This window comes from Polyangium sorediatum (assembly GCF_029946465.1).
In the GTDB taxonomy this organism is placed as follows: domain Bacteria; phylum Myxococcota_A; class Polyangia; order Polyangiales; family Polyangiaceae; genus Polyangium; species Polyangium fumosum.
On sequence record NZ_JARZHI010000006.1, the window covers coordinates 224,596 to 246,640 of the forward strand.

At 69.6% G+C, this 22,045-nt stretch carries 15 protein-coding genes and 1 other RNA gene; 11 read left to right on the forward strand and 5 right to left on the reverse strand.

The annotated features are described in order from the left end of the window. Positions 1–54: 54 nt before the first annotated feature. Entirely contained in the window at positions 55–2,430 is a 2,376-nt protein-coding gene (locus QHF89_RS10265) for a fused MFS/spermidine synthase (protein WP_136965594.1), read from the reverse strand. 97 nt (positions 2,431–2,527) lie between these two features. Here QHF89_RS10265 and QHF89_RS10270 point away from each other — a divergent pair, with 97 nt between their 5' ends. Genes QHF89_RS10270 through QHF89_RS10280 form a run of 3 tightly spaced genes read left to right on the forward strand, consistent with a single transcriptional unit; the run spans position 2,528 to position 6,050 of the window. Next, positions 2,528–4,036, forward strand: a complete 1,509-nt coding sequence (locus tag QHF89_RS10270) for an ABC transporter ATP-binding protein (RefSeq protein WP_136965593.1) — start codon at positions 2,528–2,530, stop codon at positions 4,034–4,036. Continuing rightward, positions 4,033–5,142 (forward strand): ABC transporter permease, encoded by a 1,110-nt coding sequence (locus QHF89_RS10275; protein ID WP_136965592.1) that lies wholly within the window; start codon positions 4,033–4,035, stop codon positions 5,140–5,142. The genes QHF89_RS10270 and QHF89_RS10275 overlap by 4 nt, the downstream gene beginning before the upstream one ends. Further along, entirely contained in the window at positions 5,139–6,050 is a 912-nt protein-coding gene (locus tag QHF89_RS10280; RefSeq protein WP_136965591.1) for an ABC transporter permease, read from the forward strand. Before QHF89_RS10275 ends, QHF89_RS10280 begins: the two co-directional genes overlap by 4 nt. A 730-nt stretch (positions 6,051–6,780) precedes the next feature. On the opposite strand, the gene QHF89_RS10285 is transcribed toward QHF89_RS10280, so the two are convergent. Continuing rightward, positions 6,781–9,498 (reverse strand): HD domain-containing protein, encoded by a 2,718-nt coding sequence (locus tag QHF89_RS10285; RefSeq protein ID WP_136965590.1) that lies wholly within the window; start codon positions 9,496–9,498, stop codon positions 6,781–6,783. 164 nt (positions 9,499–9,662) lie between these two features. Beyond that, positions 9,663–9,914, reverse strand: coding sequence for a hypothetical protein (locus QHF89_RS10290; RefSeq protein ID WP_136965589.1), 252 nt, complete (start codon positions 9,912–9,914; stop codon positions 9,663–9,665). 153 nt (positions 9,915–10,067) lie between these two features. On the opposite strand from QHF89_RS10290, the gene erpA reads away from it, so the two are divergent. From erpA to QHF89_RS10325, 7 genes are all read left to right on the forward strand, one after another. Further along, positions 10,068–10,394, forward strand: a complete 327-nt coding sequence (gene erpA, locus QHF89_RS10295; RefSeq protein ID WP_136965588.1) for an iron-sulfur cluster insertion protein ErpA — start codon at positions 10,068–10,070, stop codon at positions 10,392–10,394. Between the two features lie 398 nt (positions 10,395–10,792). Continuing rightward, a complete protein-coding gene (locus QHF89_RS10300) occupies positions 10,793–11,644 on the forward strand; it encodes a sigma-70 family RNA polymerase sigma factor (RefSeq protein ID WP_136931464.1) in 852 nt (283 codons plus the stop codon). Between the two features lie 347 nt (positions 11,645–11,991). Beyond that, the gene (locus QHF89_RS10305; protein WP_284720329.1) at positions 11,992–12,930 is read left to right on the forward strand and encodes an ArsR/SmtB family transcription factor; all 939 of its coding nucleotides are present in this window, start codon (positions 11,992–11,994) and stop codon (positions 12,928–12,930) included. A 1-nt stretch (position 12,931) separates the two neighbouring features. Further along, entirely contained in the window at positions 12,932–16,756 is a 3,825-nt protein-coding gene (gene metH, locus QHF89_RS10310; protein WP_136965587.1) for a methionine synthase, read from the forward strand. 145 nt (positions 16,757–16,901) lie between these two features. Further along, on the forward strand, positions 16,902–17,039 hold the full coding sequence (locus tag QHF89_RS10315; protein ID WP_284720330.1) for a hypothetical protein: 138 nt from the start codon (positions 16,902–16,904) through the stop codon (positions 17,037–17,039). A gap of 114 nt (positions 17,040–17,153) precedes the next feature. Beyond that, positions 17,154–17,562, forward strand: an RNA gene (rnpB, locus tag QHF89_RS10320) — RNase P RNA component class A. Between the two features lie 202 nt (positions 17,563–17,764). Next, positions 17,765–19,411: a hybrid sensor histidine kinase/response regulator gene (locus tag QHF89_RS10325; RefSeq protein ID WP_284720331.1), complete on the forward strand. Its 1,647-nt coding sequence runs from the start codon at positions 17,765–17,767 to the stop codon at positions 19,409–19,411. 69 nt (positions 19,412–19,480) lie between these two features. Here the strand turns inward: QHF89_RS10325 and QHF89_RS10330 are convergent, their stop codons facing one another. Together QHF89_RS10330 and QHF89_RS10335 are read right to left on the reverse strand one after the other, a co-directional pair. Further along, positions 19,481–19,975: a hypothetical protein gene (locus QHF89_RS10330; protein ID WP_136931459.1), complete on the reverse strand. Its 495-nt coding sequence runs from the start codon at positions 19,973–19,975 to the stop codon at positions 19,481–19,483. Between the two features lie 128 nt (positions 19,976–20,103). Further along, complete coding sequence (locus QHF89_RS10335; protein ID WP_211365435.1) at positions 20,104–20,775, reverse strand: hypothetical protein; 672 nt, start codon at positions 20,773–20,775, stop codon at positions 20,104–20,106. Between the two features lie 575 nt (positions 20,776–21,350). On the opposite strand from QHF89_RS10335, the gene QHF89_RS10340 reads away from it, so the two are divergent. After that, entirely contained in the window at positions 21,351–22,013 is a 663-nt protein-coding gene (locus QHF89_RS10340; protein ID WP_136965585.1) for a hypothetical protein, read from the forward strand. Positions 22,014–22,045: the final 32 nt, after the last annotated feature.

The following is a 22,045-nucleotide window of genomic DNA, read 5'->3' on the forward strand; positions in this document are numbered from 1 at the left end:
CCGGGGGTTCGGGGGCGTGGCTCCGCGCGCCGGAGCGAAGCCCCCGAGCGTCGACTACGGACCGAGGTGCCGCGCGGCCGGGTTCGGCGTGCGGTACTGATCCAGCATCGCGAGCGTCTCGCGGAGCGACTGCCAGTAGTCGAGCACGTTGCCCTTGGGCGTCGCGTATTCGAGGAAGAGGTTGTCGTCGGTGGAGACGAGCGGCTCGCCCGGCGTCTCCGCGACGAACCGATCGAGCTCCTCGCCCGAGGCCACGAGCTCGTCGAGCAGGCCTGGCAAGGTGCCGGCGCCGAGCGTCTCGCGGATCGCCGGCGCCGTCGCGAGCCGATCGAGCTCGGCGCGCGAGGCGACGAGGGGCCGCGCGCTCGCCACGAGGATGCCCTGCGATCCGCCGACGAAGAGCGCGACGTGCGGGAAGACGGCGCGCAGCGTGCGCACGATGGCCGCGAGCTCGCGCCGGCGGATGTGGTGGAGCTGCACCCACTGCTGGAGGATGCCGCCGTCCGCGAGGCGCGCGCGCACGAGCTCGTAGAACTCGCGGCTGTAGAGGCTCGCGGCGCCCGCGAACCACACGCTCGTCAGCTCCATCGTCACGAGGTCGTAGCCGCCTGGCGACACGAGCAGGTGGTTGCGGCCGTCTTCGAGCGAGAGCACCGTGCGCGGATCGTCGAGGGAGTTGCGCGCCGGCCCCGCGAAATACTTCCGTGACGCGTCCACGATGGCGGGCGAGATCTCGGCGACCTCGATGCGCTCCCACGGGTAGGTGGCGATCGTGCCGAGCGTCGTGCCCGTGCCGAGCCCGATCACGAGCACGCGCTTCTCCGTGCCGCGGAGGAACATCGAGGGGAAGTGCGCGAACCTGCGCTGCGCGGCCATCTCGGGCCCGTTGTCGCCCTGGAACTTGCCGTTCGTGTAGAGCGTGAGCACCTCGGCGCGCCGCGCCACCGTGGTCACGCCGCCGTGCACGTCCTCGCGCACCATCTCGATGCGATCGGGCGGCGGGCCCGCGGAGAAGTACACGTTCGCGCCGTTCGTCATGCGCGCCATGTCCCAGCGCGGCAGCACGGCCGCGACGACGATCGCGGCCGCGGGCAAGCCGAACCGCGATACGGCCGAGCCCTTGTCTCCGCTGGCCACGCGCGAAGCGAGCACCGACGCGATCGCGAGCGCCGCGACGACGCCGAGCAACGTGCCCTGGGATCCGAGCGCCGGCAGGATGACGTAGCCCGTGATGATCGAGCCGAAGATCGTGCCGACCGTGTTCACCACGGTCAGCCGTCCGACGCGCGCGCCGACGTCGGGCATCGACGCGACCCGGTGGAGCAGGAGCGGGAACGTCGTGCCCAAAAAGACCGTGGGGACCGAGAGGATCAAGAGCGCGGCGAGCGCGCGGACGAGTTCGCGGCCCGTCCAGGAGTGCACATGTTTGCCCGCGAAGAGGAAGAGGCGCGGCAGCTCGGCCCAGAGCGGCATGGTGAGCGCGAGCGAGATCGCGGCGGCGCCGAGGCCGAACGCGAGCGCGCGGTCGCCGCGCTTCTCGGCGAGGGCAGGGGAGCGCGCCGCGCCGATCGCCAGGCACACGAGGAAGACGGCGAGCATCAGGCCGAACGCATACGCGCTGTTGCCGATGAGCAACGCGAGCAGGTGCGTCTCGACGACCTCGGCCGCGAACACGATGAACCCCGAGGCGAACGCGAACGCGAGCGCCGTGTTCTCGTGGTACGGGCCGTGCTCCGGCGCCGCGGGCGCCGGCTGCTTCGCGCGCTCGTCGTTCGTCGCCTCCGCCGCGGGCGCGGGGGCCTCCACGGGCGCGCGCCTCCCCACGACGATCGCGGTCACGCCGATCGTCACGTTCGCCAGCGCCGCCGCCCAGATCGTGCCGCGCACGCCGAGCGCGGGCAGGACGAGGTAGGCGCTCGTCAGCGCGCCGATCGCGCCGCCCGCCGTGTTGATGGCGTAGAGCAACGAGAGCCGGCGCCGGCTGCGCTCGCCGACCTCACCCGCGACGACCCGCGCCAGGATCGGCAGCGTCGCGCCCATCGCCACCGTCGGAACGATCACCACGAGCGCCGTCAACGCGCCGCGCGCCGCCGTCAGGATCGCGAGCGAACCCGGGGCCTTCTGCGCGACATGGACATAGGCCGCGGTGAGCGCTTCGAGCGCGGCGGGCGAGGCGGCGACGACGAGGCCGACGATGATCTCCAGCGCCCCGTAGGCCACGAGCGGGCGGGCGATGCGCGCGGCGCGCTTGCCGCCGAGGTGCGCGCCGAGCGCCATGCCTCCCATGAACGCGGCGAGCACCGTGCTCACGGCATACGCCGTCGCGCCGAAGACGTAGCCGAGCAGCTTGCCGAACGCGACCTCGTAGAGGAGCCCGGTCGATCCGGAGACGAGGAAGAGCGTCACGACGAGGGAAAACCGAGGGCGCACGCGGCGGACGATAGTCCAAGGGGCCGAGATCGCACGGCGTGAAAAAGGTCATCGGCGCCGATCCCGGCGCGCGGGGCCCGCGGTATCCTCGGGGCCGATGCGCGGCCCCGTGATGAAGATCGAAGACATCGCCGTTCGTTACGGCGATTGCTGGTCCATCCGATCGGCCACGATCACCCTCGAGCCCGGCGTGATCCACGCGATCCTCGGGGAGAACGGGGCCGGCAAGTCGACGCTGCTCAAGGCGGCCGCGGGGTTCGCCCCGCGCGTGGCGGGCACGGTGCGGATCGAGGACGGCGCGGCAGCCATTGGAATGGTGCACCAGCACTTCATGCTGGTTTCAGCGTTCACGGCGCTGGAAAACCTCGTCCTCGGGAGTGAACCCACGGGCTCGTTCGGCCGACTCGACCTCGCGAAGGCGCGGCGCGAGGCCGAGGCGCTCATGGAAACGACGGGCCTTCGTGTGAACCTCGACGCGCGCACCTCGGATCTCGCGGTGGGCGAGCGGCAGCGGCTGGAGATCCTGCGCGTGCTCTACCGCGGCGCCCGCGCGATCTTGCTCGACGAGCCGACCGCGGTCCTCTCGCCGCTCGAAGCGGAGGAGCTCTACACGACGCTCGGCGCGCTCGCCGAGGGAGGCGCGACGATCGCCGTCGTCACGCACCGCATGGACGAGGTCCTCCGCTTCGCCGGCCACGTCACGATCATGCGGCGCGGCAGGACCGTGCTCTCGCGGCCGATCACAGCGGACGAGCGCGACCACCCGAAGCGGCTCGAAGACGAGCTCACGCGGGCGATCATGGGAGGCGAGCCGCCGCCCGAGGCGAGCCCGCCCGCGCTCGCGGAGGACGCGGAGGTCGCGCTCTCGATCGAGGACCTCGTGCTCGTCGACGCCGCGGGCAAGCGCGTGCTCGATGGCCTCTGCCTCGCCGTGAAGAAGGGGGAGATCGTGGGAATCGCGGGCATCGAGGGCAACGGGCAACGCGAGCTCGTGCGCGCGGTGGCGGGGCTCGAACCCGGCGTGGCCGGATCGATCGTCCTCGGCGGCGCGCGCCTGCCTGCCGTGAGGTCCACGGAGGATCTTCGCAAGCGGCGCCGCGCGATCGCCGTCGTCCACGAGGATCGCCACGCTGACGGGCTCATGCTCGACGCGACCGTGGGCGACAACCTCGTGCTCGGCGAGCTTGGCCAGATCGACGGGCCTGCCGCGGAAGCCGCGTTGATCAAGCGTCGTATCGATCGGTTCGGCGTGAACCCGCCTGACGCGGCGAGGCGCGCGGGCGAGCTGTCCGGCGGCAACCAGCAGAAGGTCGTCGTGGGACGCGCGCTCGATCGCATCGAGGCGAGCCCCGAGCGCGCGCTCGTCGTCCTCGGACAACCGACCCGCGGCGTCGACGTCGGGGCGGCGGCGACGATCCACGGCGCCATCGTCGCGGCCGCGGAAAAGGGCCTCGCCGTGCTCGTGGTGAGCGCGGACCTCGGCGAGCTCAGGCGCCTCGCGCACCGCATCCTCGTCTTGCACCGCGGCCGCATCGTGGCGGAGCTACCGCCCACGTCCTCCGACGACGTCATCGGCCGGGCCATGCTCGGCATGGAGGACGCGTGAACGACAAGCGTGTCCGCGCCTTGCTCCCGATCGTCCTCGCGATCGCGGGCGGCATCCTGATCTTCAACCTGATCGCGTTCGCGTTCGGGGAAGCGCCGGCCTCGGCGCTGCGCCTCGCGTTCGAGGGCACGTGGGGCACGCCCTACGGCCTCGGCCAGGTCCTCTTCAAGGCCACGCCGCTGCTCTTCACGGGCCTCGCGTTCGAGGTCGCGCTGCGCGCGGGCCTCTTCAACATCGGCGCCGAGGGGCAACTCGCGCTCGCGAGCCTCGTCGGCGGCCTCGTCGCCTCGAAGCTCCCCGCCTCGCTCCCCATGCCGATCGCCTTGCCGATCGTGCTCGCCTCCGCCGCGGCGGTCGGCGCGCTCGTCGCGTTCGTCCCGGCGATCCTGCGCGCGCGCCGCGGCGTACACGAGATCATCACGGCGATCATGGTCAACCGCATCGTGGACGCGATCCTCCCGTGGACGTTCACCACGGTCCTCGGCTCCAATTCGCTCCGCACCGCGGACATCGCGCCCGGCGCCGCGCTCCCGCGCCTCGATCGCATCGTGCCCTCCTTCGCGGGCAGCGCCGCGAGCTTTGCCTTCCCTCTGGCCGTCGTGAGCGTCTTCGTCGGAATGGCCTTGCTCGAACGCAGCCGGCTCGGCCGCGAGATCCGCTGGGTCGGGTTTCGCGCCGAGGCTTGCCGCGCCGAGGGCATCGACGTCGAGCGGCGTTTGCTCCTCGCGATGCTCCTCTCCGGCGCGATCGCGGCGCTCGCCGTCTCCTCGACCGCGCTCGGGTACAAGGGGTACTACGAGCTCGGCCTCGGCGCGGGCGCGGGGTGGAGCGGCATCGCGGTCGCCATGCTCGGCCGCGGCAAGGCCGTCGGCATCGTCCTCGCCGCGATCTTCCTCGGCACGCTGGAGCAGGCCGGCCTCGCGGTGAACGCGCGTGTCCCGAAGGAGGCGATGGACGTCCTCGAAGCCACGCTCATCGTCCTCGTCGCGGTCGCGAGCCGCGTCGCGGCGAAGGGCGCGCGCGCAGCGACGAACGAAGGCCCCGAGCCTGAACCTCCCCGCGACAAACCCGCCCCCACGCCTGCCTCCGAGGAGGCCCGCTCGTGAGCTCGATCTTCTCCCTCACCATGCTCGCCGAGTCGATCCGCATCGCCGTGCCCTACACGTGCGCGGCGATCGGCGGCGTGTGGGCCGAGCGCGCGGGCGTCATCCAGATCGGCCTCGAAGGCATCCTTCTCACGGGCGCGTTCACCGCGGTCGCCGTCACGCACGCGACGAACAGCCCCACGCTTGGCCTCGTCGCGGCGATCGCCGCGGGCGTCGCGCTCTCGCTCGGCCATGGCCAGCTCACGGAGCGCGCGCGCGTCCATGCCGTCATCAGCGGCATCGCCTTGAACCTCTTCGCGCTCGCCGCGACCCGCATGGGCTTGCGCGCCCTCTACGACAGCGCCTCGAACTCCCCTGGCATCGAGGCGTATCGGTTCGGCCCCACGGGCGCCACGGGCGGCGCGATGCTCCTGCGTGTCCTCGCCGATCCCGTCTTTTTCCTCGCGCTCGCCGCCGTCGCCGCGACCCCGTTCCTCCTGCAAAGGACCCGCTTCGGCCTGCGCGTCCGCGCCGCGGGCGAGAACCCCGTCGCCGCCGCGAGCGTGGGCATCGCCGTCACGCGTGTCCGCCTCGCTGCGCTCGCCGTCTCCGGCGCGATCTGCGCGCTAGGTGGTGCGCACCTCGCGTACGACCAGCAGCGCTTCGAGTCCGGCATGTCCGCGGGCCGTGGCTTCATCGCGCTCGCGGCCGTCGTCGTCTCGGGCTGGCGCGCGGGCCGCGCCGCGCTCGCGTGCCTCGCGTTCGGCACGCTCGAAGCGCTGCAAATCGTGCTCCAGGACGAGGTGCGCAAGACCGCGATCGGCGATCTGATCCAGACCTTGCCCTACGTCGCCACCTTGCTCGTCCTCGCGCTCGCGCCACGCCGCGCGGGCGCGCCCGAGGGTCTCGGCAAACACGCCGCCGACTAGGTCCCAAAAGCCCGTGCATGCGCGCGAGGGCCCGCGACGTCCGCTCCGCGGCGCGCTCGCGTCGGCGCAGATCGTGGCAACCACCGGCCCGCCCGGCCCGTGCGCGCGGGCAAAAGGACGCGTGCCACCTGCGAGGCGTGCCTTGCATGCACGCAAAACGACGCGTGCCCTTTGCGAGGCGTGCCTTGCGTGCGCGCAAAACGACGCGTGCCCCTTGCGAGGCGTGCCATGCACGCGTGCAACGGCGGCCAACGACGTTCGAGCCCCGTGGTTGCACGGGGGCAACGCTCCGCCATCCCACGCCACATCGCTGCTTGCGCACGTGCAAACACCGCCGTCACGGGGGCGGGAGGCTCCTTGCACCGGTGCAACCGCTCCTGTGCAGCGGCGAAGGACCGTCTTGCATGGAGCAACCACCGTCGCTGACGCTCGACGGGGCGATTTTCCGTGCGTGCAAGGCACGCCATGCAACGGCAAGCCGACCCGTTGCACCGGGGATCTCCTCACCCCCACCTCGGCACGCCCGGCTTTGCGCGAACGCTCCCGCCCGTCCCCCCTCCCCACCCCTCTTTTCCCAGACGTCGCGGGAGTCCAGCGCGGAACGAGGTGGGGGTTGGGACGACGAACAAGGGGCGTGGGTGGGGGGTCCTGTTGTTTGAGGGCCCGCAGGGCCCGAGTTCGGGGGGACCACCCACGCCCCTTGTTCGTCGACCCGGCCCCCGCCGCTCCCTCAACCCGGCCGCTTCACCACATCCACAAAGCTCTCCACGCTCCGCCCATCCGCCACCCCGATCACCCGTGACTCCCGCGACGGCCCCGTCGATCGCACCACCTCGTCGAGCGGCACGCCCCACGCGCGCGCCAGCGCCTCCAGCACTGCGCCCGCCAGCGTCCGCAACACCGCGAGCCACGGCTCACCGCTCGGCGCTTCTTCGCTCGGCCACAGCGTCGGATCCCGCGCATCCAGGATCGCCGGCAGGTGCATCCGCACCACCAGCACGTTCGGCGCGAGCGTGATCTTCGCGCGCCACCACGGACCACGCCCGCGCTGGTGATCCCGCACGAGCAGCACCTCGTCCGGCACCACGTCCCACGCCGCGATCGCCTGCTCCGACAGCCATCCCTTGGCGCTCTCCGCGATCGGCAGCGCGCCGAGACGACCGCCGCACGCCCGCACGATCTGCGCGCACGCCATCTGCTCCGCCGGCTCCTTCACGAGCGCCGACAAGAGCGCCGCTTGCTCCGACGCCCACCGCGCGAGCTCCTGCCGCTCCACCACGGGCACCGCCGTCGCCTCTCGCGTCGCCCCGGGACGACCCACGAGCACGCCCGAGATCCCTCGCATCGAACACGCGCGCAGCCCGCCCACGGCCACCACGCCGGCGTACGTCGGGTGGATGCACGCGCGGCCCACCGTATCGCCCGACGACGTCACGAGCGGCCGCAGGTTCTGCGCCATCTCCGGGATCTCGCGCGGCCAGAGCCTCTCGAACGGCTCGGGCTCCGGGCTCCACGTCCGGCCGAGCAGCTCGTAGCCGTCGATCGTCATCCAGTCCGACGCCGGCACCACGCGCGTGCGCTTGCCGTGTGCGTCCTCCACGTCGAGGTGCACGTCGAGCGCCGGGCAGAGCCACGCGCAGAGCTCCTCCAGCGTCCAGCAGCGATCGTGCCCGCGCCGGTAGAAGATCCCGTCCGGCGCGTCCGGCGGCGCGCGCAGCCACACCCGCACGCGTGTCCCCGCGTCGCTCATCACCTCCGCGTCCGCGGCCGCGCGCAGGATCGGGCGCGTCGTCCCGCCTGCGTAGAGCTCGAGCACGCTCGTCTCCTTCCGCCCCCGATCGGACGTGCGTGTCGTGACCCGGGCCCTTTGACCCCAAAGGAACACCGCGAACGGCCCGAGCCCGCCGCCTCCGCGGCGGAAGCCCTTCGCCAGGAGCCCCGGCGGATCCCGGCGCAGGAGCAGCGACGACCAGTACTCGCTCGCCGTGTCGCGCAGCGGCGCCGACAGCGCCTCCGCGGGCATCCCCGTGCCCGTGTCCTCGATCTCCAGCCAGTGCCCTTCCTCGTCCTCACCGAGCCGCACCGTGATCGTGCCCCAGTCGCTCGGCCACTCCTCCAGCATGCGCCGCGCGCGCACCGCGCTCGCCGCGTTCTGCACGAGCTCCCGCAGCGGCATCGACGCGTCGCTCTCGTCGAGCCGCGTCGCGCCGAGCCGCTCCACGAGCGACGGGATGTCCGTCACGTGCACCCGCGTGTCCACCGGCGTCCATCCTTCGACGGGGAGGAAATCCGCGAGCCGGCTCGGGTCCTCCACGCCTGCCACGCCGCGCGCCACGAGCCTCGGCCGACCTGCCTCCGCGAGCAGCGTGTCCACGATCCGCAGCTCGCGATCCACCGCGACCAGCGTGTCCATCCCGAGCCAGAACGCGGGCGCCTCTTCCACCGTGAAGGGGCTGTCGGCGAGGAAGATCAGCCGGCTGTTCGCGACGTACGGCTCGCGCAGCTTCTCCTGGAAGATCCAGTGCTCCCGCCGCGCCCCCGCGGGCCTGCGCGCCGCGCGCCAGAAGTGCGGCGCGCGCGAAAAATCGATCCGCGCCACGTCCGCGACACGCAAGAGGCAGGCGAGCTTGAACGCGTCCACCGTCCAGCCCGAGGGCATCCCGGCGAGCGGCGCGATCGTCTCGTGAAAGTGCTCCGGCAGCTCCGTCGCGAGCCACAGGTGGCTCCGCGCGACGCGGCCGATCGTCGACCCGTAGGCCTGCCGGAGCTCCACCGGCTCGACCAGGTGGTGCTCTTGCCCGTGCGCGTCCCCGTACGGCGCGAGCGCGAGCCGCTCGGCGTGCCTGGCGTAGAGCATGCGCAGCGCCTCTGCGATCGCCTCTTCTTCGATGTCGGCCGGCGGCTGCTGCAGCTCGGCCGTCGTCGGCGCGCGCCCGAGCTTGCGCACCAGCATGCCCACGACCGCGTCGAGCCACGTGCGCTCGCCCTTCAGCGCGTCCGTCCCGCCGTGCATCGTCGCCAGCGCGAGCGCGAGATCGTGCACGACGAGCGACGACGCGAGCACGAACGCCTCGGGCGGCGTCAGCGAGAAGCTCGGCCCCGCCACCGTGTCTGCGCTGATCCACAGATCGTCGGTGTGCAAAAGGTCTGCGAGGCTCGGCTCGTCGGTGCGCGCTGCGACCATCTCGTTCGCGATGGCCGTGGCGCGCCCGCGGATGCGCGAAAGCGCGTCGCGCAAGGTCGCGCGAGGCCCCGCTGCGTCGTCGGCCCCGCGGGGCGCGAGCGTGCTTTCCCAGAGCGTGGTCGTCTCGAGCTGCGCCATCTTCCGAGGGTAGTCCGACTCGGCCCGCGAGGGGGAGAGGGAAGGGGACGGGGTGACCGTGCCCTTCTTCTCGATGTTGCCCGACGCTTCGAGCAGCGGCATCAGCACGGCGACGCCGGCCCTCATCGCGTCTGCGACTGTGCTTCGAGCGCGCTGTCGAGCCCTGCCGCGATGGCCTGCGCGAGGAACGTGTTGTGCACGGTCTTCCGCAGAGAACGTCCGAGCGCGTCGAGGAACCACGCCTCGGCTGGCTCGCCGCGCCGCGCGGGCTCATCGAGCGCCTCGTCCCATCACTCGCCGAGCGTGACCACAAGGAACGCCACCTCGCGCGCGCCTCGGAACCGCTCCGCGAGCACGGCCGAACGCAAGAGCCTGGGCGGCGTCCCCTGCGTGACCACCTCGTCCTCGTGGATCTCCACGCCCTCCGCCGTTCGAAACACGCCCTCGAACGAGGCCATCCTGAGCGCACGAGCGAGCGCGAGCGTGATCGCCTCGCGCACCCCGCGCTCGTTGATGTCCGCGCTCCGTGTCGCGAGCCGCATGCCCTTTTGTTCCGTAGCGTCATCTACCACTGGCAAGTGGCTAGGAGGTTGCCTATCTTAGGGAGCGTCTGGGAGCCGCCGACCTCAGCGCGGCCTCTGCGACGCACACCATCCGCGTCCATGGCTTCTCCGGACGAGGCGACGAGGAGAACTATGTCTATCAGCATCACGCCTAAGGCAGCCGAGAAGGTCGTCGAGATTGCGACGGCCGAGGATCTCACGGGGCAGGGCCTGCGTCTGCGTGTCATCGGCGGCGGTTGTGCCGGCTTCTCCTACGATCTCTACTTCGAGGACAAGCCGACCGACCTCGACGAGACCTTCGAGGACAAGGGCATCAAGCTCTACGTCGACCCGTTGAGCTATCAGTACCTCGACGGGACGGAGATCGATTACGTGGAAGGCCTCCACGGCTCGGGGTTCAAGTTCTCGAACCCGAACACGAAGAGCACCTGCGGCTGCGGCTCTTCGTTCTCCGCCTAGCACGCTCTCTCACGCCCGCCCGCGGCGCTCGTCCGCGCCGCGCCGCCCGCTCCCCCGCGGACGGCAAACACCTCGAAAATCCCCACGCACTTCCGGCTTTCTGCGTTCTTCGGGCCTTCCCGAAGTGTGCGTTTTCCGGCCGTTCCGGTCGCACAGCGTGCAGCCACGCCGCACCCCGGGGCCTTTCTCTCTGGGGCCATGTCACCCCGTGAGCCAGGGGCGTGCCACACGCGGGCCAGGTCCGAACCATTCGCGGGCGGCGTGAGTCATGCAGGGAGTCGGTCCGTCGGGGCCGACGTCCTCGAAGGCCCCTCGAAACGGCGTCCACGGCGGGTATGCCGAGCGACCACGCGGTGCATCCCACGGGGATCGCACCTTTCATGAGAATGAGGGAAGACGTGCAGACCTCTCGAGACCAAAGCAGCGCGGTTTCTCGATATATCGCGCATGTTCGGCAAATTCCGGAGCTCTCGCGCGAGGAGGAGGTCGAGCTCGCCCGTGCTTTCCGGGATCGGGGAGACGAGCGCGCGGCCGCCCGGCTGGCGCTCGCCAACCTGCGGCATGTCGTGTCCATCGCGATCAGCTACCGGCGTTATGGCATTCCTCTCGCCGATCTCATCGCCGAGGGGAACTTCGGGATCGTGCACGCGATCCGCAAGTACGACCCGGATCGCGGCAATCGGTTCGTCACGTATGCGGCATACTGGATCCGTGCGTACATCCTGAACCACGTGATTCATTCATGGAGCCTCGTCGGCGTCGGATCCGGCCCGCTCCGGTCGAAGATGTTCTTCCGTCTCCGCCGAGAGCGCGCGCGTATCGCGGGGCTCGTGGGCGAAGGCGAAGCGGGGGACAAGCTCCTCGCCGAGAAGTTTGGCGCGCCCGCGGAGAAGGTCGTCGAGATGGCCCGGCGGCTCGAAGCCCGGGACGTCTCGCTCGATACGAAGGTGTTCGAGGACGGCGCGCGTTCGCTCGTCGATACCCTCGTCGCCGAGGACCAGGATCAAGAGGAGCGATTCTCGCGCGCCGAGGAGGGAGCGCTCCTGCGCGAGCGCCTCGAGCAGGCCGTGCAGAACCTCGACCCGCGCGAGCGATACATCGTCGAGACGCGCATGATGGCCGATCCGGAGGAGGAGCTCTCGCTCGCCGAGATTGGCAGGCGCCTCGGCGTCTCACGCGAGCGCGCGCGCCAGCTCGAGGCCCGCGCCAAGCGCAAGCTGCGCGACCGGCTGCACCCGCTCGCGGCTTGATTCGCTGCGCGCGACTCCGCGCGGTGCGGGGCTTCGCCTCGCAGCCTTTCACCTTCCTCCGCGCACGGTCCGAGGGACGGGGTCCCCGGTCGGGGATTCGGAGGAAACAATGCTCCGGCCCAATCATGCAGTTTTCTCGCGAACAGCCCTCGCTGATTCGGAGGGTCTGGATCTGTCGACGAACCAGGCTCCCTTGCCCAGCGCCGCCCTGTGCAACCTCATGAACGCCGTACCGGTCTCGTGAGGGCCGCTCGCGGGTCTCCGTGTTGTGAAGACGGCGCGCGCCGGAGCTTTGCGGTGAGGTGAGCGACGCGCCTTGCGACGCCCGAACGCATCTGCTTATGTAGATGAGCACATACATGGACCTCGCTGGGACCGTCGGCACGCTCAACATCCTCGGTGACGAGAGCCGTCTCCGCTTGTGTGCCTTGCTCCTCGAGCGGGAGCTCAGCGTCACGGATCTCGTGAAGATCACCGGCATCTCGCAGTCGCGGGTGTCCACGCATCTGGCGCGCCTTCGCGAGGGCGGCATCGTCCGCGACCGGCGGGACGGGCAGCGCTCCTTCTACGTGCTCGCGAAGGAGTCCTTGTCCAGCACCGCGAAGACCGTCCTCGACGCGGCTACGAGATCAGGCGATCCGACGCTCGAGCGCGACAAGCGCCGGCTGTCGTTTCTCGATGACGAGCGCTGCGGAGCGCTCCCGGATTCGTTCGTCGGCGAGATGGAGCGTCACTACTCGCCAGGCCGCACGTGGCAGTCGCTGTCCGTGGGGATCGCCGCGCTGCTCGACCTCGGGGAGGTGCTCGATGTCGGGTCGGGGGACGGCGCTGCGGCCGGCTATCTCGCTCCGTACTGCGCGTCGCTCACGTGCATCGACACGAACGCCCGGATGATCGAGGCCGCGACGAAGCGCCTCGCTCGTCACAAGAACGTGCGCGCAGAGGTCGCCGACATGCACGAGCTCCCGTTCCGCGCGGCGTCCTTCGACGCGATCGTCCTCTTTCACACGCTGACCTATGCGGAGAGGCCGCAGCGAGCGCTCGAGGAGTGCGCGCGCGTGCTGCGCCCGAACGGCCGTCTGGTGGCGCTCACGCTCGACGCGCACGAGCATCGGACGATCACCGCGGCCTACGGCGAGCGCCACCCCGGCTTCGCTCCTCGAACCCTGAAGCGGATGCTCTCCCGAGCCGGCCTCACCGTCACGTTCGCCGACGTCACGTGCCGCGAACCCAAGAAGCCCCATTTCGAAGTCGTCCTCGCCATCGCCACCAAGCCGAACGCCTGACATGAGCACCAACGACATCCATCCCCTCGTCTCCTTGCTCCAGAAGCGCATCGCCATCATCGACGGCGCGATGGGGACGACCATCCGCTCCTACGCGATGACGGAGGCGGACATCCGCGGCGACAGGTTCCGGGATTCGAAGAAGGATCTCCTCAACAACGGAGATCTCTTCACGCTGACGCAGCCCAAGATGATCGGCGACATCCATCGCCGCTTCCTCGAGGCCGGCGCCGACATCATCGAGACGAACACGTTCAGCGCCACCAGCATCGGGCAGAGCGAGTTCTTCGTCGACGATCCGCGCGAGCACGGCGGCAAGAAGGACCCCGCGTTCTACCAGAAGATCCTCGAGGACAAGTTCCTCGACGAGCTCGCGTGGGAGATCAACGAGCAGTCCGCGCGCCAGTGCCGCGAATGGGCCGACCGCATCGGCTCGGCAGACGGCAAACCGCGCTTCGTCGCCGGAGCCATCGGACCGCTCACCGTCTCGCTCTCCAACTCGCCCGACGCCGACAACGCCGGCTTCCGCGTGGTCACGTTCGATCAGGTCAAGGCGGCCTACGTTCGCCAGATCCGGGCGCTCATCGCGGGCGGCTCGGACGTGCTCCTCGTCGAGACCATCTTCGACTCCCTCAACGCCAAGGCCGCGATCGTCGCGATCCAGGAGGTCTTCGCCGAGGACGGCAAGGTCCTCCCGGTGATGATCTCCGCTGCCGTCGGCCGCGGCGGCGAGACGATGATCTCCGCGCAGACCGTGGAGGCGCTCTGGACGGCGGTGAAGCACGTAAAGCCGCTCTCCATCGGGCTCAATTGCTCGCTCGGCCCCGACCTCATGTACCCGTTCCTCGCGGAGCTCTCGGAGAAGGCGGACGCCGCGATCTCCTGCTATCCGAACGCCGGCTTGCCCAACCCGCTCGCCCCGACGGGCTTCGATCTCGAGCCGCCCGACATGGGGCGCTTCCTCGCGGAGTTCGCGAACGCGGGCCTCGTCAACATCGCGGGCGGCTGTTGCGGCAACACGCCGGAGCACATCGCGGCGATCGCGAAGGCGCTCGAGGACAAGCCGCCGCGCCCGCTCCGGCCGCCCGTCGCCGCCGAGGGCCCCCTGCGCCTCTCCGGCTCTCAGCCGTTCACCCAGCAGCCCGGCGTCTACATGATGATCGGCGAACGGACGAACGTCGCCGGTTCACCCAGGTTCGCCAAGCTCATCAAGGAGGGGAACTACGAGACCGCGGTGAGCGTCGCGCGCCAGCAGGTCGAGAGCGGGGCCAACGTCATCGACATCTGCATGGACGAGGGGATGATCGACGGCGTCCTTGCCATGACCCGGTTCCTCCTTCTCCTGGGGAGCGAGCCGGAGGTCGCGAAGGTGCCGTTCATGGTCGACTCCTCCAAGTGGGAGGTCATCGAGGCTGGCCTGAAGTGCCTGCAGGGCAAGGGCATCGTGAACTCCATCTCGCTCAAGGAGGGCGAGGCGAAGTTCCTCGAGAACGCGCGAAAGATCCGACAGTACGGCGCGGCGGTCGTCGTCATGGCGTTCGACGAGCAGGGGCAGGCCGCGACGTACGAGGACAAGATCCGCATCTGCGAGCGCGCGTATCGTCTCCTCGTCGACGCCGTCGCATTCCCGCCGGAGGACATCATCTTCGACCCGAACATCCTCACCGTCGCGACCGGCATCGAGGAGCACAACAACTACGCCGTCGACTTCATCAACGCGACGCGCTGGATCAAGGAGAACCTGCCCGGGGCGAAGGTCAGCGGAGGCGTCTCCAACGTGTCGTTCAGCTTCCGCGGGAACAACCAGGTCCGGGAGGCGATGCACTCGGCGTTCCTCTTTCATGCCATCCGAGCCGGGATGGACATGGGCATCGTGAACGCCGGCATGCTCGAGGTGTACGAGGAGATCGAGCCCGAGCTCCGCGAGCTCGTCGAGGACGTGCTCCTCAATCGTCGGCCCGACGCGACCGAGCGCCTCGTCGACTTCGGCGAGCAGCTGAAGGCCAAGAACGCGGGCGCCGCCGCAACGAAGAAGGGGGAGGAGGAGTGGCGCAAGGGCACGATCGAAGAGCGGCTCTCGCACGCGCTCGTGAAGGGCATCGACACGTTCATCGACGCCGACACCGAGGAGGCGCGATTGAAGCTCGGTCGGCCCCTCGCCGTGATCGAGGGCCCGCTCATGGACGGCATGAGCGTGGTCGGCGACCTCTTCGGCGCGGGCAAGATGTTCCTTCCCCAGGTCGTGAAGTCTGCGCGCGTGATGAAGAAGGCCGTCGCATACCTCACGCCATTCATGGAGCAGGAGAAGCTCGAGATGGCGGCGCGCGGCGAGGAGGTCCGCACGCAGGGCAAGATCGTGCTCGCGACGGTGAAAGGCGACGTCCACGACATCGGCAAGAACATCGTCGGCGTCGTGCTCGCCTGCAACAACTACGAGGTCGTCGACATGGGCGTGATGGTGCCTTGCGACAAGATCCTCGAACGCGCGAAGGCCGAGAACGCGGACCTCATCGGCCTCAGCGGTCTCATCACCCCATCGCTCGACGAGATGGCGCACGTGGCTCGCGAGATGGAGCGCCAGGGCTTCAAGCTGCCGCTCCTCATCGGCGGCGCGACCACGAGCCGGGCGCACACCGCGATCAAGATCGCGCCATGCTACAGCGAGCCGGTGGTGCACGTGCTCGACGCGAGCCGCGCCGTTCCGGTCACCACGAGCCTGCTCAGCGAGGACGGCCGGGCCGCCTTCGTGGAGCAGCATCGGAGCGAATACGAAAAGCTGCGCCGGCTGCACACAGGGACGAGGCAGAAGCTCATGACCCTCGAGGCCGCCCGGGCGAACCGCACGCCCATCACGTGGCGTCCCGAGGACATCGCAGCGCCGCGTCGGATCGGCACGCGCGTGCTCCCCGACGTCCCGCTCACCACGCTTCGCGACTACATCGACTGGACGCCGTTCTTCCACACGTGGGAGCTCAAGGGCGTCTATCCCCGGATCCTCTCGCACGAGAAGTACGGGGCAGAGGCCAAGAAGCTGTTCGCAGAAGCGAACGTGCTGCTCGACGAGATCATCGCCAAGAAGCTGCTCACGGCGCGCGGCGTATACGGCATCTTCCCCGCCGAGGCGGTGGGCGACGACGTGCAGCTGTACACCGACGCGTCACGCAAGACCCGGCTCGCCACGTTCCACTTCCTCCGCCAGCAAGGCGTCACCGAGAAGGGCGGCTCGTGCCGCTCCCTCTCGGACTTCATCGCGCCGGAAGGCTGTGGCCTCCGCGATCATCTCGGCGCGTTCGCGGTGACGACGGGGATCGGGCTGCACGAGCTCTGCGACTCCTTCCGCAAACAGCACGACGACTACAGCGCGATCATGGCCGAGGCGCTCGCCGACAGGCTCGCCGAGGCCTTCGCCGAATATCTGCACAAAGAAGCGCGGATCGAATGGGGCTTCGGCGAGGACGAGGACCTCTCGCCCGAGCAGCTCATCGCGGAGAAGTACCGCGGCATCCGTCCTGCCGCAGGCTACCCCGCCTGTCCCGATCACACGGAGAAGGGCACGCTGTGGGCGTTGCTCGACGTCGAGCGGAACACGGGGATGCGCATCACCGAGTCGTTCGCGATGTGGCCGGGCTCGAGCGTGAGTGGTCTCTACTTCGCCCACCCGGAGGCGCGCTATTTCACGCTCGGCAAGATCGATCGTGATCAGGTCGCGGACTACAAAGTCCGCAAAGGCATGACGACAGAGGAAGTCGAGCGATGGCTCAGCCCCAATCTCGGCTACGACCCGGCGAGCACGGACGAGGCGACCTCGTTGCCTCGTTCGGCTTGATGCCCGGGAGCGGGCGGTGCGCGTCATCATTGGCCTCGAGCGCAATCGGCACGCGCCCCCTGCGTCCAGCATTGCGACCCGTACCCGTGTAGAATCCGAGACAGGGACGTGGCCGCGTTCTATCGCAACGAGCTCGTGCCCCCCTGTGGAGATCGAGACGCTGGACCTCCTCGACGGGATCATCGTGAGCCTCGCGCGGACGGCGCGCGAGGCGGCCGAGGCCGCGGCGCGGGAGCTCGGCGAGCCCGCCGTCGCGACGGCGTTCGAGCTCTCGGCGCTGTAAAAACGGCGCGGCAAGAAGAAGGCGGACGAGATGAACGTGAGCCGTGGGCCGCAGGGCCGCTAGAACGGCGACATCTCGACTTCCGGATCGGGGGGCGTTATCTTCCGCCTCGTCGCAGCGGAGCAGGTGATCGCCGGCGGGTTTCCGCGGGAGGAAAGTCCGAGCTCCGCAGGGCAGGGTGCCGGGTAACGCCCGGTGAGGGTGACCTCGAGGAGAGTGCAACAGAGAACCAGACCGCCGGCTTGAAGGTGCCCTCGTGGTGCTCGTCCAGTCGGTAAGGGTGAAACGGTGGGGTAAGAGCCCACCGCATCTCCGGTAACGGGGGTGGCATGGCAAACCCCACCCGGTGCAAGGCCGCGTAGGGAGGCGATGGGATCGAGAGGTCCCGAGAGGACGGCCCGTCCGATGCCTCCGGGTTGGCTGCTGGAGGCACGCAGCAATGCGTGCCCTAGAGGAATGATCGCCGACGCTCCGGGGGTGACCTCGGGGCGAGACAGAACTCGGCTTATGAGCCGCTGCGACCGAGAGGCTCCGATCGAAAGATCGGGGCCTTTCGCTTTTTACCGCTCGCGCGTCGAATGCGTGGACGACCGAGCGACGTCGGCCGCCGAAGCGGGCTCTGCCATAAGGGTTTTTCCGGGCGATGCCGGGCACGTCCTCGCCTCGTATGGCGTGGCCTCGGTCGTATGTTACGTTGTGGCAACCCGTCCGTCGTCCCTTCACCGATGGAGCAAACCATCCCCTCCGAAGTGCCCGCGCGCTCCACATTTGCCGTGATCTGGCCCTGGCTGCTCGCGATTTCCGTCGCGATGGCCTCGATTGCGACGGCCCTCCTGCTGGTCCGGCCGCTCGACGGCCTGTTCCTGGTGGTGCCGATCGGGATCCTCGCGCTTTTGGCGCTCGTCGTGGGGTTTTTTCCGAGCCTGGTTTCGCTCGTCCTCTCCACGGTCGGCTTCGGGTGGTACTGGTTTGCGGGGTCGTCGGGGGACGAGCCTCCGGGGGTTGTCTTTCCCTACGTATTCCGGCTCGTCACGTTTTTCGTGACCGGCGCGATTGTGATCCTCGTCATGAGCTCGGAGCGCCGGGCGCGGCGGCGCGCGCAGGCCGAGCGTTGGCTCGCCGAGCAAACGCGGCTGGAGGCCGAACGAGCCGCCATGGCCGCGCGGGCCTCGCTCGCGGCGCTGCACGAGAGCGAAGAGCGCCATCGCGCCCTCGCCGAGGCGCTCTCGGAGGCCGATCGTCGCAAAGACGAGTTTCTGGCCATTCTCTCGCACGAGCTCCGAAACCCATTGGCTCCGGTTCGCAACAGCCTCTACGTGCTCGGCCGCGCGGCGCCGGGCAGCGAGCAGGCGAAGCGCGCCGAGCGCGTGATCGAGCGGCAGATCGTTCACATGACGCGGCTCATCGACGACCTGCTCGACGTGACGCGTATCTCGCGCGGCAAGATCCACCTCCAGCACGGGCCGATCGAGCTTTGCGAGCTCGTGCATCGCGCCGTCGAGGATCTCCGCTCGGTCTTCGAACAGGGCGGGGTGACGCTCAGCGTGGAGCTGCCCGACGGGCCCGTGTGGGTGAACGGCGACGGGACGCGGCTCGCGCAGATCGTCGGCAATTTGCTGCACAATGCGGCCAAATTCACGGATCGCGGCGGGCGGGTGCAGGTCGTGGTGTCGCTCGCGGAGGGAGGGCGAACCTGCATTCGCGTGAGCGATACCGGGATGGGCATTGCGCCGGAGCTCTTGCCGCATCTTTTTCGTCCCTTCACGCAGGCCGACAGGACGCTGACGCGGAGCCGCGGGGGGCTCGGCCTCGGCCTCTCGCTGGTCAAGGGCCTGGTCGCGCTGCACGGCGGTGACGTGCGCGCCGAGAGCGAGGGCCCGGGCCGGGGCGCCACCTTCACGATCGAGCTGCCCGTGCGGGAGCCCGCGGCCCCGAACGGCGCGGCGAGCGTGGGCCGCGAGGAGCATCGCTGCGGCCGGATCCTGGTCATCGAGGACAATGCGGACGCGGCTGCGAGCCTTGCCGAGGCGCTCGCGGTCGGGCGGCGCAACGTGCACGTGGAGGTCGCCCATTCCGGCCCCGAGGGGATCGAGAAGGCGGGCAGCTTCGATCCCGAGGTGATCCTGTGTGATCTCGGTTTGCCCGGGATGAACGGTTATGAGGTCGCGCAGGCGCTCCGCGCGGATCCGACGCACCGGGACAGGATCCTGATCGCGCTCACGGGGTATGCCTCGCCCGAGGATCGGAAGCTCTCGCGGGCGGCCGGCTTCGATCGGCACCTCGCGAAGCCATTGGACCTCAAAACGCTGGATCGGCTGCTCGCGGAGCTCTGTGATTCCGCGCGGCCGGCCGGGCGGGCGTCCGCGGCGTGATGTAGCTGGAAATCTTTTCGAAGGGATTGCCGACGTCGACGTTCATGGTCGGCGCATCTACGGACGTTGTCATTCGCAGCCCATACCGTCGGGGGCGGGCAGGCCGCAGGTCGAGAGCCAGTCGAGCAGGAGTTGTTTGTCGGCCTCGGGGATCGTGGCCATGAGGGGCATGAAGCCGCTCTCGACGACCTCGGCCATACGCACGAAACGGGGCTTCGTGGTCACGCCGTGGAGCTCGCGCGTATCCTCGTACGTGAGCAGCGAGTAAGGCGCGCCCGAGAGCGGCGGCGATTGATGACAGCCGTGGCAGTGCGTCTGGAGGACGGCAAAGACGTCGCACGGGAAATCGCCGGTGGCCGGTGTGTCGTCGCAGGTCGGGCCTGCGTCGCCGCCGCCGCCGCCGCCCGCGCCGCTCGTCGGCAGGGGAGGGATCGGGGGGCTGCCCGGCGGGACACATTGCCCACCGAGGCAACCTTCTTCGAGATCCGCGGTGCACGCGAAGCCGAGGGCGGCGAGGAGAGAGAACAAGGCGATCGGCGCGAGGCGACGGAAAAGGAGAGGCATTGCGGAAGAATAGCGCAACCCGGCGGGCGTGGCGTGGCGGCTCTTTCGGGGAAACAACCCGAGCCCCGCGAACGGCGCGGGGCTCGGGAGAGGCGTGGACCTCGCGCGAGGAGCGAGGTCGGTCGCTCTCACTTGCAGGTGTCGGACATCGCGATCGTGTGCGGGCAATGCGTCGCCGCGGCCGTCTCGTCGCTCGCCGCCACCGAGAGGTGGTAGAGGCGGCACTCGGTCGTATTGCCGGCCGTGAAGTTCGCCGCGTTGTACGTCATGTTCGCGGCGGTCCAGGCCATGCATGACGTCATGCATTCGCCTTCCTGCGGCCACTGGGTGGGGCACGTCTCCACCGCGAGCGAGCAGAAGGCCTGGCAGAGCGAGCCGCACGTCGCGCCGCCGCTCGGGCCGCCGTGCTGGCAGTGCGTCGCCGGATCCCCCGTCGCCGCGCTCGTGTGATAGATGCGACACTGCATCGTGTTGCCGGCCGCGTCGCCGTCTTTGCCGTCGGCCGGGAGGCCCGCGCAGCTCCCCATGCAGCTCGTCTTATCGGCATACTGCTGATTTTCACCCGTGCAGTTCGCCGCGATGTCCGTGCAGTACTTGTCGCAGTCGACCGCGGCGCTGCCGCCCGAGCCGCCCGAGCCGCCCATGCCGCCGGTGCCGCCCATGCCGCCGGACGCACCCGCGCCGCCCGAACCACCCGAACCACCCGAACCGCCGCTGTTCTCATCGCCGCAGCCCGTCGCCGCGATGAGAGAGGTGGAAGCGAGCAAAGCACCCAGGAAAACAAGTCCATGTTTGGTCATGTAAAGCACTCTCTCCGTTGTCCGACCAGAACGTCAACCTTCAGGCGTCCCCCGTGCGAAATTCGCTCGCAAAGGGGAGCACGCCCAGGGCGAGAGGGGTCGGAGTCCATGCATACGCGCGGCGTCGCGCGGCAGTTCCATGGGTCGATGTCCGCGATCCGCGCGGGAATCTTTGGTGGCAGTGATTTTGCTCACGCTTCTCGCGGGCCGCGATTTCCTGCTCTCGTCGCGGCATAAGGTGGACACCGGACGCGCGTCGATTCCGGGGACGGTTTGTTTACCCACGAATCAAGAGCAGTCGGTAGAATGTGAAAAAAATGGAGCGTGCCGCGAAGGGCGGCTCCATTCCGACGCGGGAGCCGCGACGGCGCACTGGCTCGACCGTGTCCGCGCCGCACACCGGGGGCCGGCTCACGCGCTCCCGAAATGCAATCGCCGAAGCCCGCATGGCAAGAGCTGCTCGCCCGTCCGCTCTCCAGTCCGTCCAGGGTTCCTGTTTTTCGTCCTGGCTGAACGTTTGACGACCATGGCGGAGTCCCGTCGTCTGGCCCGGCGATTGCTCCTGTTCGCGCGACATGTCGACGCGACCCTTGCTCAGAAACGTTCTTGCCGCGAAGAGCGAAAGCACGAGCGACGTGGCGCCCGTCTCGTCGAACCGGGGCAGTGGCATCCGTCGCGCCGTCCTGCCCGAGCCCCTGCCCCCGCCGAGCGACGCGCTCGCCGCAGCGCTGACGTTCCTTGAGGGCGTGGCCTCGCGGCGGATGTGCCGGGAGGAGCTGCGCTCCTGGATCGACCGGAACCTCGTGCAGTCCGGTTACATGGCTCGTCCCTGGCGGATTCAGGAGCCGCTCTTCGGTGCGGTGCCTGCCGACAAGCACTGCAGCTCGTTCCTGCCCGAGATTCCGCCGACGGACGAGACGGCCGCGATCCTGGTCCGCACGCGCGCGCGTGTCGTCGGCCACCTGCGCGGGCTGCTCCAGTCCCCGGCCGACGACCGCTTCCTCTCGGCCGCGATCTTCGCCGGCCGCGTTCGCAGGGTCGTCGTGGGCGATACGATGCAATGGGTGCCGCGCCCCCGGAGCCACGATATCCTGAGCGACATCGTGACGAGCCTGTTCGTATCGGACATCCTCGGCCGGCGGGAGTTTTACGCGCAAAACCTGTGCGTCTGCGATACCTGCGGTCGCGTGCGCTTCGACCCGGAGCCGCCGCAGCGCAACAAGTGCTTCTTCTGCTAGGGCATCGAGGCGTCGTTCGCGCCTGACGTTCC